Below are 15,140 nucleotides of genomic sequence, written 5' to 3' on the forward strand. Positions count from 1 at the left end.
TCGCGCAGGCTGTTCTTATTGATTGACTCAGGCTGACCCGTAAATCGCCGTTATCTGAGCCGCTGTGACCGTGCGCGGATTGGTTTTGATGCAGATATCCTGCAACGCCGCTTTGGCAAACCCCTCGAAATCCTCACGTTTTCCGCCCAGGGATGGCAGCGTCTGCGCAAGTTCCACGTCACTGATCAGTTGTTCCACGGCCTCAATGGCCTCCATGTCGGTCATCGGCCGCTGAGTCAGCGCATGACCAATTTCGCTGTACGCCTGTTTGCAGACCAGGCGGTTAAAACGCATTACCTGCGGCAGCATGACGGCATTCGCCTTGCCGTGCGGAATGTTGTATGCCGCGCCAATCTGATGCGCCATCGCGTGGCACAGCCCCAGACCGGCATTGGAGAACGCCATCCCGGCCATATAGGAAGCCAGCATCATGTCCTCACGGGCTTTGATATCATGCCCCTGACCGACAGCGATCGGCAGCGCGTGGCTGATCATGGAGATCGCCCGCAGTGCCAGCGCCTGTGTCAGCGGCGTGACGTTGCTCGCCACATACGCTTCAATCGCATGTGTTAAGGCATCGATACCGGTCATTGCCGTCACATGCGGCGGAACACCGAGTGTCAGACAGGCATCAATAATGGCGAGATCAGGCAGTAACTGGCTGTGTGCCAGCACCAGTTTGATATGGTTTTCCGCAGTAATAATCACGGAAACATTGGTTGCTTCAGAGCCGGTACCGGCAGTGGTCGGGATAGCGATAAACGGCAGACGCGGATTGAGCGCCGCACCCGGCATCATATCCGCCAGCGGCAGATCCGGATTGGCAGCCAGCACCGCCACGGCTTTCGCCGCATCCAGCACCGACCCGCCGCCGAGAGCGATAATACCGTCACACTGCACACTCAGCAGATGCTCAACGGTACGGAACACATCTTTATCCATCGGCTCGCCCGGCGGGCACGGCCAGATTTCATACGCAATGCCGCTGCGGCTCAGATTGCGCTCCAGCACATCGGTCAGACCGGCCTGTAACAGCATGCTGTCCACCATAATAAAAACGTGCTTAATTCCGCGCTCCGCGAGCACATCCCCGCTGCGGCCGACAGCACCCGGGCCGATTAATGTGGTCGGTGGGACAGAAAACTCACGCACCTGACGGGCATTCACCAAATCAAGCGCCTGATAGATAGCGGACTGAACCTCAGCCGCGGGTAAACGATTATCCGGCATGACGGTTTTCTCCCTGAGACACACCGCAGACGGCAATCGCCAGCGGCGTCATAAAAATAGAATGCTGTGGCAGTACCACGGTAAGATGCGGGAAACGTGCCTGAAACAGCGGCTGCACGCCGGGCTGCATACAGGAGCCGCCCGCCAGCCACAGTTCGGTCACGTCCTCACCGCGAATATGATCGTCGACGATATCCGTCATTTTTTCGTATACCGGACGAATAACCGGCCAGATGCTTTCACCGCGCTCACGCTTCATCTGCTCGGCATCTTCCAGCTCAATGCGCTGGTTGCCCGCCAGGGTCAGGGAAATATGATGACCGCCGGTGGCTTCGTCGCCGGAGCGGGTCACTTCGCCCTTCTGCACAATCGCGATCCCGGTGGTACCGCCGCCGATATCCACAACAGCGGCTTTATCCAGCCCCATCATGTCAGCGACCGCAGAAGGTTCATCCAGCACTCTGGCGACCACCAGACCGGCGGATTCCAGCACATTCACGGAGATACGCGGGTCTGTTCCCGGCGGGAATGACGTTGCCGCCACCTCAAACCGGAAACCGAACTGTTTTTCCAGCGCATCCAGATGTTTATTAACGATTTTTACCGCACCGAAGAAATCCCAGACCACACCGTCGCGCACCACATCTGCCCAGTCGAGGCACACCGCGACCGGCTGTCCTTCCGCATTGACCACCATGGACACCACATCACAGGTACCGAGATCGATCCCCAGCCACAACGGCGCATCTTTGTGATCACCCGCCTGCGGCTGATTACAGATTTCCGCTGCCCGCTGTAAGCGCGATGCCAGCCATTCCTGATTGCGTTGAACCATCGGTTCCTCCGGTTTAAAACATAACGTCAGGGTTAACGTGAACAACTCACACTAACCGGGAAAAAAGCGGTGAAGCCCGCAGGCCCCACCGCAGCGGCTTACACGATGCGGAATGAATCCACCATGGTGCAGCGGCGCAGACGGACGAACGTCCGCGCACAGGTCACACCTTCACCGGTCGGTGTGGTGATCGTCATGGTTGTCCAGCCTTCGCCGCCCAGTCCCAGACCGGCAATACACGGTCCGTTTTTCACGAAAATACTGGTGTCGATGGCATTCGCCATGCGGTTCAGGTTGCTGATGTTATTGGAATGCATCGCTGCGGTATGGTGGCAGCCGCCTTCCAGTTTCACCGCCAGGTCAATCGCCTGATCCACATCTTTCACGCGGATGATCGGCAGAACCGGCATCATCAGCTCCGTGACAGCAAACGGATGTTTGCAGTCAGTTTCTGCGATCAGAAGACGGGTATCCGCCGGGACAGTCATACCGATAGCGGCGGCAATTTTCGCTGCATCACGGCCGACCCAGTCGCGGCTGACAGTGCCGTGGCCGGTTTCATCAACATTTTTCAGCAGAACCGGGATCAGCTTCTCGCTCTGTTCGCGGGTCAGTAATACCGCGTGATTACGCTGCATTTCGGTGATCAGTTTGTCTGCAATGCAGTCAACCGCGATCAGCACTTTTTCATCCGCACAAATGATGTTGTTATCGAATGATGCACCGTGAACAATGGCTTTCGCCGCGCGCTCGATATCGGCCGTTTCATCGACCACGACCGGCGGGTTACCGGCACCGGCCGCAATCAGACGTTTGTTGGTGTGTTTGCGGGCGGATTCCACCACCGCATCACCCCCGGTCACGACCAGCAGGCCGATCCCCGGATATTTGAATAAACGCTGTGCGGTTTCGATATCCGGTTTGGCAACCGTCACCAGCAGGTTGTTCGGGCCGCCTGCGGCAACAATGGCTTCATTCAGAACGGTGATAGTGCGCTGTGAGACTTTTTTCGCTGCCGGATGCGGCGCGAAAATCACACTGTTACCCCCGGCGATCATGCTGATGGCATTGTTGATTGCCGTCGCTGCCGGGTTAGTGGATGGTGTGACAGAGGCGATAACACCCCATGCCGCATTTTCGATTAAGGTTAAACCGTGGTCGCCGGTTAACACTTCAGGACGCAGACACTCAACACCCGGGGTGCCGTTTGCCTGTGCTAAGTTCTTCGCGAGTTTATCTTCCACGCGGCCCATGCCGGTCTCTTCAACAGCCAGAACCGCCAGTTCACGGGCATGTTCTGTTGCCGCACGGCGGATTGCGCCGATACAGAGATTACGCATTTCAACGGTTTTTAATGATTTCTGTGCTTCTTTGGCGGCAAGAACGGCATCATCCAGGGATTCAAACACCCCGAAACCGTTATTCTGTGAGGCTGCCGCCTGCTGTGGTGCCGCTGATGCAGCCGCCGGTTGTGTGCCCGCACTCATGCTGGCCAGAACCGCTTTTACCACATTCTCAATTTCTTTCTGATCCATATTCACCCACGCCTCTTTCTGTGACTCGTTGCGGCGATTTATTTATGAAAAATCACCTGACTTTCCATAACGGCCTCATCCACAATGCCGATGATGCTGAGATCGACCGGTGACGCTTCTTTGCTCTGAGCACGCCGCGCCGAACTTCCGCTGACGATCAGCACCCATTCACCATTACCCGCACCGATACTGTCGGTTGCGACGGCCACCTCACCGTTAGGACGCCCCTGGCGGTCAATCATTTCCACCAGCAGTAATTTGTCGGATTCCAGTCCGGGATGACGCACGGTGCACACGATTTGTCCGATAACGACAGCCAGTTTCATGTTCACCTCTCTTTATATTTCAGCAGCCTGAATACAGCCGGCTACGGATTTCAGGTAAAAAAATCCCCTGCCGTCTGAGTGACAGCAAAAAAACCGGGGAGATTAAAATCGCGTGGCGTCAGAAGCACGCCACGCTAACAACGATTAATCGATTGATTTATCGCCGGACATTTTGATAGGAAACACTTCTTCCAGATCGCCATGCGGACGAGGAATAACGTGTACAGAGACCAGTTCACCGATACGCTGAGCTGCTGCCGCACCTGCGTCAGTCGCTGCTTTACATGCTGCAACATCACCGCGCACCATGGCTGTGACCAGACCACCGCCGATTTGTTTAACACCGACTAATTTAACGCGCGCTGCTTTGACCATCGCATCGGATGCTTCGATTAATGCAACCAGACCCTTAGTTTCGATCAGTCCTAATGCTTCCATGATATTTTCCTCTCATTGAGATCCCATCAGGGACCGGTTTAAATAACGCTTTCTGCTTCAGTGCGGCGGACAGGTTGTCCGGCCTGAGCTAACTGTGTTTGTGCTACCAGCACCAGTTCAATAATGTCGCGGGCATTACAGCCGCGTGACAAATCATGCACCGGTGCATTTAATCCCTGAATCAGCGGGCCGAGTGCCCGGTAACCGCCGAGACGCTGGGCAATCTTGTAACCGATATTGCCTGCTTCCAGTGACGGAAAGACCATGACATTTGCCCGCCCCTTTAACTCACTGTTCGGGGCTTTTTGTGCAGCGACACTTGGCACAAATGCCGCGTCAAACTGCAGTTCACCATCCGCCTGTAACTGCGGGGCGCGTGCATGAATAATTTCCACCGCCTGCTGCACCATCGCCACATTAGGATGTTTCGCGCTGCCTGCTGTTGAAAAAGACAACATCGCCACACGCGCGGTTTCACCGGTGATTGCCGTGAAGGTTTCCGCACTGCTCAGCGCAATATCCGCCAGCTGTGCAGAAGTGGGTTGAGGTACGACACTGCAATCCGCGAAACCCAGCACATTGCCTTCCGTTCCCGGCGGCAACATGATGAAAATAGATGATAATGTTTTCACGCCCGGCTTCAGGCCGATCACTTTCAGCCCGGCCCGCAGAACAGCGGCAGTTGACGAGATATTCCCCGCCACACATAAATCCGCTTTTCCGGCGGCAACCATGGCGGCACCGAACCACAGCGGCTGGCGCATGGCCTCATCCGCATCTTCCGGGGCTTTTTCGCCGAGGCGCGCGGTGATGGCATCCGCAAACTCTGCGCGCCACTCATCCGCACTGTCCGGATCAATAGTGCTCAGGCCGTCCATAATGACACCGGTACGCAGCGAGAAATCACGCAGCGCAAACGGGTTTGCCAGCAGAACGGGCTCCGCCAGACCATTTTGTTTCAGATAACGGGCGGCGTGGATCACGCGCTCATCCAGCGCATCCGGCAGAACCACCCGCGGCGGGTTCAGTTTTGCCTGCTGACGGCATCGTTCAATGAGCATGTGTTCCCCCTTGCATCAGAGCCTGTTTCAGAGCCTGTGCGGTCATTACGCCGCCTTCGCGCACCACCATCACCATCAGGACATACACCGCACTGGAGAGGCGGTTAAGCGCCTGCATAATGTCAGGGCGGATGACCTGAAAATAACAATCGATATAAATGCGTGCCGCACTGACTTCCGTTTCACGGACTTTGGTCCGCAGCAGGTTCAGTGCCGCCGCATCACGGCCGTGACTCACATCCGGAACGATATGGTCATGACCCAGGTATTTCAGCGGATTATGAGACAGCTTGTGCAGCTCATCCGCGTTCAGATCCGCAATACTCTGCTCACCGAGCGGTTCATTGAGCGCATCGGCGCGCATAATATTGCCGAGCACAGAGCGGATATCCGCCAGCCAGCCTTTCAGCGGCATCTGTGCAAATTCAGTCTGTAACCAGACGGCTTCGGCGATAGTGGCATCCAGCGCGGCGCGGAACGCCAGACGCGGATCATTTTTTGCCACCATGGTGTGGCCGTTAAGGTGTGTCAGCGTGTCCGGCTTTTTCGCCACCGGCTGATGGCATAATTCGCAGGCCGCGACATCCGCTTTATCCTTACTGGTTAACCCGTGTACCGCTTTCAGGTCAGGGACAGCCGTTTCGGTTTTACCGGACTCATCCGGCGTTTCCACAAACAGACGACCTTGTTTATCCTGAAATTTCACCTGTAAACGGCGGCTTTCGATCAGCTCACGGGCGGATGGTGTCATCCGGCTGTCAGCAGGCAGATGAATTTCACTGCCTTCGCTCAGCGTAAAGTTATCCCGCAGCCAGTCTTCAGTGATAAAGGTCATGGCGATACCCCTCAGCAATCCTGCCAGTTAGCCGGCCAGGCCACATACAGGAAACGGACAGTCGATGGTGTGCCGAACTCAATCGCGGAACCTTTCGGGATAAACATCACATCACCGGCTTTCGCGATCATGGTTTCGCCCTGATGGCGCACATGCAGCTCGCCTTCCAGAACCAGATCCACTTCGTCGTAGTTCAGTGTCCACGGGAAGAATGCGTTTTCCCACTGCATAAACCCGGCAGCCATGCTGCTGTTGTCCTGCGCGGTGATCAGATCCGCAATCCCGACACGGTGCGGACCCGCACCATCGAAATTACCGAATTTCACCGAGCTGCTGTCGACCACTTTAATGCCGCCTTTGCCGGTGACACTGCGATAGCTCTGGGTATTCGGGGTATCGGTGTTCTCTTCCGCCGGTTTGAATGCCGCCACTTTCGCTTTAATCTGCGCGATACGCTCCTGCACCACTTTATCGACCAGTTGTGCAATCAGGGTTTCGGTGACATTGCCGTCAGGCAGCTGAGCGATAATGCACTCGCGGATTTTCTGACGCTCTGCGGATGAAATATTGGGTTCTGTTCCGGCGGTTGCGGCCGGCGGCGCAGAGGCCGGTGTACTGTTCTGTGCGGCATCGACCTCACAAATCACAAAGCCCAATTGTTCAGCCACAACATGGGCTTCCGGCGTGACAATGCTCTCTTTCAGCACCACATCCAGACGGGTTTTACCCGCTGCGTGTGCTTCCCGGATGTCATTGGCCGTTATTAGTTTCTTCATCGGATATTCCTCTTATTGGCTGTCGGCTGTGGCCAAAAACTGTTTCACTTTCAGGACGTCATCAGGATCAAGGCTGTTGATGGCAAGTACCGGTTCCTCAAATCCCCGCGTGGAGAGTAACTCGCGCACGGCGGGTACATCCGCATCCGGTGCATCGGCTTTGCTGATAACCGCAAAGCGGCGCATACGGGGATAGATATCGAGTAATCCGGCAGGGATCCGGCACTCAGGGTTATTTGCCGCGTGGACATAAACCAGCACATCACAATCTGCCAGCGTATTAATCAGTGCATGGTAGAGACGGGGATGGCTGAAATATTCACCCGGTGTATCAACACTGCCCTCATCATTGAACTCAATCGCCTGTGTTTTCCGCGCAAGATCAAAATCCCCCTGCAACGCATTGAATAATGTCGTTTTTCCTGCACCCACATCACCCACAAACACAATTCGTTTCATTCAGACGGCATCCTTAACTGCACCCGGCTAACTGCGGGTGATATCACAAATGGCATAATTGAGGAGCTGGCTTAACCCGCGAACAGTCTGGATCAATGCTTCTTCCACTGCGCCGACAGAGCCGTAAATCACGAGCGCACCGGTGAAACGGTCAAGAAAGCCGATATCCACACCGGCAGCCTTTGTGGCAAGATCACCCGCAATCATCGCGGTTTCACCGGGTGTCAGTGTCATAATGCCGATGGCTTCAGCACCGGGAACCCCGATTTTTTTCGCCAGATCACTGCCCGGGTGCGCAATCAGATGCGCCAGCGTGACCTGTTTGCCGGGAACAAATTCCTGGATGATACGTTCCTTTTCCATCGTGCTTACCTCGTCACTCTCCTCATAAGAATTGATTCAATCCTAGTCACACTCTTAAAAAGGGGATAACAAAAATCGGCAATCACGATTAAATGTTGAAACAGATCACTAATTGGCAGAATTGTTAATTTGGTAACAAACAACGATCACCCGGGAAAAAGGCACGGGAATTGAATCTGTTATTTGTGACAGGATTGTTTCTGATGCGGTAATACGCAAAATACGGGGATTGCCTTGCCCGGGTTACCGGACGTGATATATCCGGCGGCAAAAGCACAGAGACCGGGCTGTCGTGAAAACAGACCGGCAAACAGATGGTTACAAATACTCCGGATGATTATTCCTGATTCTCAATGGCCTTAATACGGCTTTCCCAGCCCGGATGTGTACTGAGAAATGAATTTTCGTCATCATCTGCTGAATCTGATAATTTGGTAAAAACAGATATCATCATTTTCAGTGAGCGATGCTGCGCCTTCATTTCTTGCGCGGCAAATTTATCCGCATCCGTTTCCATATTACGGGAATAACTGAGAGCCAATAATGAACCGCCGGAATGCACCAGGGTGTCCTCAATCCCGCTGACATCGCCCGTGAACCACATAAAGGTAATGGCCAGCACTGACGATTCAACCAGAGAACGCATAACATGGCGGTGATAATGATGCCCCATCTCATGCAGTAATATGGCCGCCAGTTCATCGTCATGATCGATCATTTTAATCAGATCATCCGTCACAATGATAGTGCCGTCAGACAGAGTAAATGCATTCGCCCCGTCTTCTGAGTGACGGAATACGATTTTCAGCGGCAGCTTATCCTGCTTTAATTTATCCGGAATCACCGATAAAAACAGATCAGTGACTTCCTGCTGTTTTTCTGCCGGTAACCGGCTTTTAGTGAAATATTCCCCGTCAATTAATTCCAGTGAATATTTCCCGAGATAGAGACTGAAATCATCAGGAACGATTTTTGTGATAGCCGATGAAGCGGCCGGGATAAAGACCATAAAATAAAGCAGAAATACACAGACGATGCCGGTAACGGAACCAATCAGCGCAATTTTGTTTTTCTCAAAGGCATGAATAAAAGCGCCGGACACTTTTTTACTGCTGACAACCGTGTGCAGAGGAACATTCCGGGGAGCGGTAAAACAATTCCCGTCAGGGAAAAAGAGTGAGTCAGGTAATGAGCCCAGCGGCTGAGAAAGACGGCTTTCAGAAAAGGCATACTCATGAGTATGCCCGTTTACAGTGACTCTCAGCCGGGTATTTTCATTATCAGCCTCAAGATAAGCAACATGCTTCTCTGCCTTTCCCGCATACGTAAACTCACCGGTTATTTTCACAAAGAGACCCCGATATCAAAGGCACTCACTATTTCATCCTGAACCGCACTGCCCTTATTTTCATCATGCGCGCTGACCGCTGCCAGTGACATATCACCAATAATTTTCATATTTTCGGCCATATAGCGGGCATGGCGGATTTGCGCGACAGGTGTTGCAAATCCCAGCGTAAAAATAACCATCAGGCTGTTGGTGAACATCAGCATAAGATACGGAAAAAGCGAAATATCTGACCGGAAACGCAGCATGTTACCCAGAGAAACATGCGCGGAGACATAGCGGATAACCGCAACACGCAGATAAGCGGAAGTCACAATAAGCCCGCACAGAAAAATCAGATACATGGATACCACATTCGCCGCAAACGATACCGGGGAAACCGTCATCTGATAATAATTTGCCATTGCTACCGTCATCATCATTTGCCACATAATGCTTCCGCTTAAGCAGAGAAAAGGCAGTAATATCAGCGCTGCAATCACATAAAACTGAAGAAATTTTTTGAGTTCTGACTGAATAGCAAAGGGCTGTTTCCCATAGAATAACTGATTGAAAAACAGATCATAAATTCGTTTGGCCTGTACGGCAAATACCAGAAACATACCGGCCAGAATAATAATCATCTGGATAATGCCCTGTATGAAACCTGCTGTCGCATCACACCCGCCGGGCCCGGAGCACCGCATAAGGGTGGCACTTGTTCCGCCTGCAATAACGGCAATAACCAGCATAGTGATTAATAAAAATGGCATAACCAGTATTACCCAGTACCCCTGAGCAAAGCGGCAATGATAATTGAAACGGATATTCCGGAATGAAGACATCAGGGTATTAAACCGCCAGGCCCGTAAAATAAAATACGGTGATAAAATAAATAAAATCAGCAGAATACCAAGCTGTAATATCGGGTGAATTAAACCTGACAAAACATAAAAGAGTATAAACGCAATAACAATAATCCGGCTCATCAGAAGATTCAGCGGTACGGCATGATAATCAAAGTGTGACCCGCCGATATCAGTATTACCGTAAAAATAACGGCGTTTTCTGACCGCCGCCCAGGCAGAATATATCCCGAGAGTAAGGACTGTCAGGAACAGATTAACTATCCATATTTTGAAATACTCTCCGGATTTTCCGTGAAATTTCACATCATGAATTTCATCATCTTTGTCAACAACGATATCACTGAAAACGATTTTTTCATCATGCATGGGGTATCCGTTCCTCTTAAACTGTTCCCTTTACTTTCGTTAAATATACCATTATCTGTTATTAATGACATTTAATTTCAATCCGGAACCCGTACGATATATTATGAAATATTTGTTCACCATTAAATGAGTAAAAATAACCGGTTTAAAAAATAATATGTCAATTAATATATAAAGACAGATAATATAACGGAGCCCCCCACATACAGATACCTCTTCAGGAGTATTGACAAAAATTATTTAAAGCAACTATTTACATAAGCTGAATTGATTAAGCTGCATTTGATATACATCAATGAGAAAAACCGGGATCGCCGTATTTTTAGCCTTAACCCACACAAAATCTGAGGCTGAAATGAGCAACGTCAAGTTAGCAATCATCGGTAACGGCATGGTCGGTCATCGCTTTACCGAAGAGCTTACCGATAAAGCGGACGCCGGACAGTTCGATATCACCGTATTCTGTGAAGAGCCGCGTGTCGCTTATGACCGCGTGCATCTTTCCTCCTATTTTTCCCATCATACGGCAGAAGAATTATCGCTGGTCAAACCCGGTTTCCATGAGAAACATAATATTACGGTATTAACCAATGAACGGGTGATCACCGTTAACCGTCAGGAAAAGGTGCTGCACACCAATACCGGCCGCACCGTGCATTACGACAAACTGGTGATGGCGACCGGCTCTTATCCGTGGGTTCCGCCGATTAAAGGCAGTGATACCCGCGACTGCTTTGTTTACCGCACGATTGAAGATCTCAATGCCATCGAGGCCTGTGCCCGCCGCAGCCGTAAAGGTGTGGTAATCGGCGGCGGTCTGCTGGGACTGGAAGCCGCAGGGGCCCTGAAAAATCTGGGTATTGAAACGCATGTTATTGAATTTTCGCCGGTATTAATGGCGGAACAGCTTGATGCGCTCGGCGGCGAACAACTGAAGCAAAAAATTGAGCGGATGGGTGTAACGGTACATACCGGCAAAAACACCACGGAAATTACAGAGTCCGGCAGCGGAGAGAGCCGCAAAGTGCTGCATTTTGCCGATGGTTCGTCGCTGGAGACTGATTTTGTCGTTTTCTCCACCGGGATCCGCCCGCGCGACCGGCTTGCCCGCCAGTGCGGACTGGCCGTGTCGGAGCGCGGCGGTCTGGTGATTAACGACCAGTGTCAGACATCTGACCCGGATGTGTATGCTATCGGGGAATGCGCATCATGGCACGGCAGAACTTACGGACTGGTGGCACCGGGCTACAAAATGGCGCAGGTGGCGGCGGATCATCTGCTGGGGCAGGAGAATCAGTTTACCGGCGCGGATATGAGCGCAAAACTGAAATTGCTGGGTGTGGATGTCGGTGGTATCGGCAATACACATGCGACAGACGACGGCTGCCACAGTTATATTTATCTCGATGAAGCCAATGAGGTTTATAAGCGGCTGATTGTCAGTGATGATAATAAATATCTGCTGGGTGCGGTGCTGGTCGGGGATACCGAAGATTACGGTAATCTGCTGCAACTGGCACTGAACCGCATCGAACTGCCGGAAAACCCGGATGTTCTGATCCTGCCCGCCCACGCCGGCAGTAAACCGGCAATCGGCGTGGAGTCCCTGCCGGACAGCGCGCAAATCTGCTCCTGTTTTGATGTCACCAAAGGGGACATTATTCAGGCCATTCATAACGGCTGCCAGACGGTGGCGGATATCAAAGCGGAAACCAAAGCCGGAACCGGCTGCGGCGGATGTGTTCCGCTGATCACACAGGTACTGAATGCCGAACTGACCAATCTGGGTATTGAGGTGAATCATCACCTCTGTGAACATTTTGCCTATTCACGCCAGGAGCTGTATCACCTGATCCGCGTGGAAAAAATCACGACCTTTGATGAGTTGCTGGGCCGCTATGGTGAAGGTTACGGCTGTGAAGTATGCAAACCCACTATCGGTTCCCTGCTCGCATCCTGCCGGAATGACTATATTCTGCGCGACGACCTGGTACCGCTACAGGATACCAACGATAATTTCCTCGCTAATATGCAGAAAGACGGTACCTATTCGGTGATCCCGCGTTCGCCGGGCGGCGAAATCACCCCTGAAGGTTTACTGACCATCGGTGCGGTTGCGCAGGAATATCATCTGTATACCAAGATTACCGGCTCACAGCGCATTGCTATGTTCGGGGCGCAAAAGCAGGATTTACCGGCTATCTGGGAAAAACTGATCACCGCCGGATTTGAAACCGGGCACGCCTATGCCAAAGCACTGCGGATGGCGAAAACCTGTGTCGGCACGGCATGGTGCCGGTTCGGGGTCGGTGACAGCACCGCGCTGGGCGTTGAGCTGGAACACCGTTATAAAGGCATCCGCACCCCGCATAAAATGAAGTTCGGCATCTCGGGCTGTACCCGCGAGTGTTCAGAGGCGCAGGGCAAAGATATCGGGATTATCGCCACTGACAAAGGCTGGAACCTGTATGTCTGCGGAAACGGCGGCATGAAACCGCGCCACGGCGATCTGCTGATGGCTGACCTCGATAAAGAGACTCTGATACGCTATATCGACCGCTTTATGATGTTTTACATCCGTACCGCCGACAAACTCAGCCGGACATCCACCTGGCTGGAAAGCCTCGAGGGCGGGATTGATTACCTGCGGGATGTGATTGTCAGCGACAAACTGGGGCTGAATGCTCAGCTGGAGCAGGAACTGACACAACTGCGCGAAAAAGTGACCTGTGAGTGGCAGGAAACGGTAAACAACCCGCATGCCCGCAAGCGCTTCAGTCACTTTATTAACAGCCCGCTGCCGGATCCGGATGTTCAAATGGTAAGTGAGCGCTTACAACATCGTCCGGCCCGCCCGGAAGAGCGGATTGCTGTCACTCTGATCGGGGAGGAATAATCATGAGTCAATGGATTACGGTTTGTCAGGTCAGTGATATCACGCCGGGAACCGGCGTATGTGCGCTGGTCGGGGATGCTCAGGTGGCACTGTTTCGCCCTTATCCGGACGATCGTATTTTTGCTCTGAGCAATATCGATCCCTTTGCGCAGGCCAGCGTGCTGTCGCGCGGATTAATTGCGGAACACAACAATGAACTGTGGATTGTCAGCCCGCTGAAAAAACAGCGTTTCCGGCTGACGGACGGGCTGTGTGCGGAAGACGCCGCCTATTCCGTCGCCGCCTTTGCGGTTAAGGTGACGGATGGCACAGTGAGTGTTTCAGCGGTATCTCAATAATCTTACACAAAAAAAAGCGCAAAATAACTGAGGGTATTTTGCGCTTAATACATGACACATAAAACGGTTTTTTATTGCGGCGCGGTACCGGTATCCCCTGTACCGCGCCTGTCTTGTTTCTTCTGAACGCCCGGTCAGGCTGATGTTGCCTGTGACACCGGAGGTTCAATAACTGACTTTGGTTTTCCGCGGCAGCCTTCACCGTAGTGCTCGCCTTCCCAGCGGCCGACCATTGCAGCCCCGATAGCGTTACTCATCACGTTAGTGGCAGAGCGGCCCATATCAAGGAACGGATCCACACCCATCAGCAGAATCAGCCCCGCTTCCGGAATGTTGAACTGGTTCAGGGTCGCCGCGATAACCACCAGAGACGCACGCGGTACACCGGCCATCCCTTTCGAGGTCAGCATCAGAATCAGCAGCATGGTAACCTGCTCACCCATAGACAGGGTGATGTTACATGCCTGAGCGATAAAGATAACTGCAAATGAACAGTAAGCCATTGAACCGACCAGGTTAAAGGAATAACCGATTGGCAGTACGAAGCTGGCGATCTTGTTGGAAACACCGAACTCTTCCAGTTTTTCCAGAGTCCCCGGGAATGCCGCTTCAGAACTTGATGTGGTGAATGCCAGCAGTGCAGGCTCAGTGATACCTTTGGTCAGACGGAAGATACAGCGGCCGACAACCAGTGCAGCCAGACCAATCAGAATCACCCACAGCATCGCCAGTGTGAAATAGAATTCACCCATGAAGATACCGGCGCTGACCAGTACACCCAGGCCGCGTTCTGCGATCATACCGGAGATAGCGGCAAAGACTGTCAGCGGCGCAAACAGCATCACGTAACCGGTTAATTTCAGCATCAGGCTGACGAGGGATTCCAGTACGTTGATGATCGGCATACCTTTCTCACCGATAGCGGAGAGACTGATACCCATAAAGATGGAAAATACAACGATTTGCAGAATTTCGTTACGCGCCATCGCGTCAACGATACTGGTCGGAATCGCATGCGCAATAAAGGTTTTGAAGGAGAAAGGAACCGGTTCCACCATGCCTTCAACCGCACCGGCAGTGTCTGCAACGAAGTTAATACCCGCGCCCGGCTGGAACAGGTTAACAATAACCAGACCTAACAGGATTGAGATAAAGGATGCGCAGATAAATAAGAACAGTGTTTTGGAGAAAACACGACCTAACGTTTTCGCATCACCCATTTTCGCGATACCAACAACCAGTGTTGATATAATCAATGGGGCGATAATCATTTTAATCAGACGTAAGAAGATATCGGTAATAATAGAGATATCTTTTGCATAGACCTTATTAAATTCAGCAGATGCCATTTCATTAAAGCTAAAGCCGACAATCACACCGACAATAAGACCAATGACTATCCAAGTGGTTAAACTCTTCGATTTCATAATAATTCCATTCTGTGTTGGGTCGCATTTATTCTCAACTTACTTAATATCCTCTGAAA

Annotated in this window: 15 protein-coding genes; 2 read left to right on the forward strand and 13 right to left on the reverse strand. The window is 52.1% G+C overall.

The genetic code is table 11. From position 1 onward, the window contains the following. Positions 1-27: 27 nt before the first annotated feature. The 12 genes from U868_RS0116820 to U868_RS0116875 all read right to left on the reverse strand — a co-directional run bounded on the left by U868_RS0116820 (position 28) and on the right by U868_RS0116875 (position 10,420). Positions 28-1,230, reverse strand: coding sequence for an iron-containing alcohol dehydrogenase (locus tag U868_RS0116820; protein ID WP_025154310.1), 1,203 nt, complete (start codon positions 1,228-1,230; stop codon positions 28-30). Further along, entirely contained in the window at positions 1,220-2,065 is an 846-nt protein-coding gene (gene eutJ / locus U868_RS0116825) for an ethanolamine utilization protein EutJ (protein ID WP_025154311.1), read from the reverse strand. The genes U868_RS0116820 and eutJ overlap by 11 nt, the downstream gene beginning before the upstream one ends. A 98-nt stretch (positions 2,066-2,163) precedes the next feature. Next, complete coding sequence (locus tag U868_RS0116830; RefSeq protein ID WP_025154312.1) at positions 2,164-3,600, reverse strand: aldehyde dehydrogenase family protein; 1,437 nt, start codon at positions 3,598-3,600, stop codon at positions 2,164-2,166. Between the two features lie 38 nt (positions 3,601-3,638). Beyond that, a complete protein-coding gene (eutN, locus tag U868_RS0116835) occupies positions 3,639-3,926 on the reverse strand; it encodes an ethanolamine utilization microcompartment protein EutN (RefSeq protein WP_004236102.1) in 288 nt (95 codons plus the stop codon). 144 nt (positions 3,927-4,070) lie between these two features. Next, positions 4,071-4,364 carry an ethanolamine utilization microcompartment protein EutM gene (eutM, locus tag U868_RS0116840; RefSeq protein ID WP_004236103.1) on the reverse strand — a complete coding sequence of 98 codons (294 nt, stop codon included), beginning with the start codon at positions 4,362-4,364 and terminating at the stop codon, positions 4,071-4,073. 38 nt (positions 4,365-4,402) lie between these two features. Then, on the reverse strand, positions 4,403-5,425 hold the full coding sequence (gene pta, locus U868_RS0116845; protein WP_025154313.1) for a phosphate acetyltransferase: 1,023 nt from the start codon (positions 5,423-5,425) through the stop codon (positions 4,403-4,405). Further along, positions 5,415-6,260, reverse strand: a complete 846-nt coding sequence (gene eutT, locus U868_RS0116850; RefSeq protein ID WP_025154314.1) for an ethanolamine utilization cob(I)yrinic acid a,c-diamide adenosyltransferase EutT — start codon at positions 6,258-6,260, stop codon at positions 5,415-5,417. Before eutT ends, pta begins: the two co-directional genes overlap by 11 nt. 11 nt (positions 6,261-6,271) lie before the next feature. After that, positions 6,272-7,036 (reverse strand): ethanolamine utilization acetate kinase EutQ, encoded by a 765-nt coding sequence (gene eutQ / locus U868_RS0116855; RefSeq protein ID WP_025154315.1) that lies wholly within the window; start codon positions 7,034-7,036, stop codon positions 6,272-6,274. 12 nt (positions 7,037-7,048) lie between these two features. Continuing rightward, entirely contained in the window at positions 7,049-7,495 is a 447-nt protein-coding gene (eutP, locus tag U868_RS0116860) for a EutP/PduV family microcompartment system protein (protein WP_004236108.1), read from the reverse strand. 27 nt (positions 7,496-7,522) lie between these two features. Next, a complete protein-coding gene (eutS, locus tag U868_RS0116865; protein WP_025154316.1) occupies positions 7,523-7,858 on the reverse strand; it encodes an ethanolamine utilization microcompartment protein EutS in 336 nt (111 codons plus the stop codon). Positions 7,859-8,195: 337 nt separating this feature from the next. Further along, positions 8,196-9,206 carry a M48 family metallopeptidase gene (locus U868_RS0116870; RefSeq protein ID WP_025154317.1) on the reverse strand — a complete coding sequence of 337 codons (1,011 nt, stop codon included), beginning with the start codon at positions 9,204-9,206 and terminating at the stop codon, positions 8,196-8,198. After that, a complete protein-coding gene (locus U868_RS0116875; protein WP_025154318.1) occupies positions 9,203-10,420 on the reverse strand; it encodes a YjgN family protein in 1,218 nt (405 codons plus the stop codon). Before U868_RS0116875 ends, U868_RS0116870 begins: the two co-directional genes overlap by 4 nt. Before the next feature lie 355 nt (positions 10,421-10,775). Between U868_RS0116875 and nirB the strand changes: the two genes are divergently transcribed. Then, entirely contained in the window at positions 10,776-13,316 is a 2,541-nt protein-coding gene (gene nirB / locus U868_RS0116880; RefSeq protein ID WP_029991248.1) for a nitrite reductase large subunit NirB, read from the forward strand. 2 nt (positions 13,317-13,318) lie between these two features. Beyond that, positions 13,319-13,654: a nitrite reductase small subunit NirD gene (nirD, locus tag U868_RS0116885; protein WP_025154319.1), complete on the forward strand. Its 336-nt coding sequence runs from the start codon at positions 13,319-13,321 to the stop codon at positions 13,652-13,654. Positions 13,655-13,788: 134 nt separating this feature from the next. Here nirD and U868_RS0116890 read toward each other — a convergent pair whose 3' ends face one another. Further along, the gene (locus U868_RS0116890; RefSeq protein WP_025154320.1) at positions 13,789-15,081 is read right to left on the reverse strand and encodes a dicarboxylate/amino acid:cation symporter; all 1,293 of its coding nucleotides are present in this window, start codon (positions 15,079-15,081) and stop codon (positions 13,789-13,791) included. Between the last annotated feature and the right edge of the window lie 59 nt (positions 15,082-15,140).

It is taken from the genome of Morganella morganii H1r, assembly GCF_000633515.1.
GTDB lineage: Bacteria > Pseudomonadota > Gammaproteobacteria > Enterobacterales > Enterobacteriaceae > Morganella > Morganella morganii_B.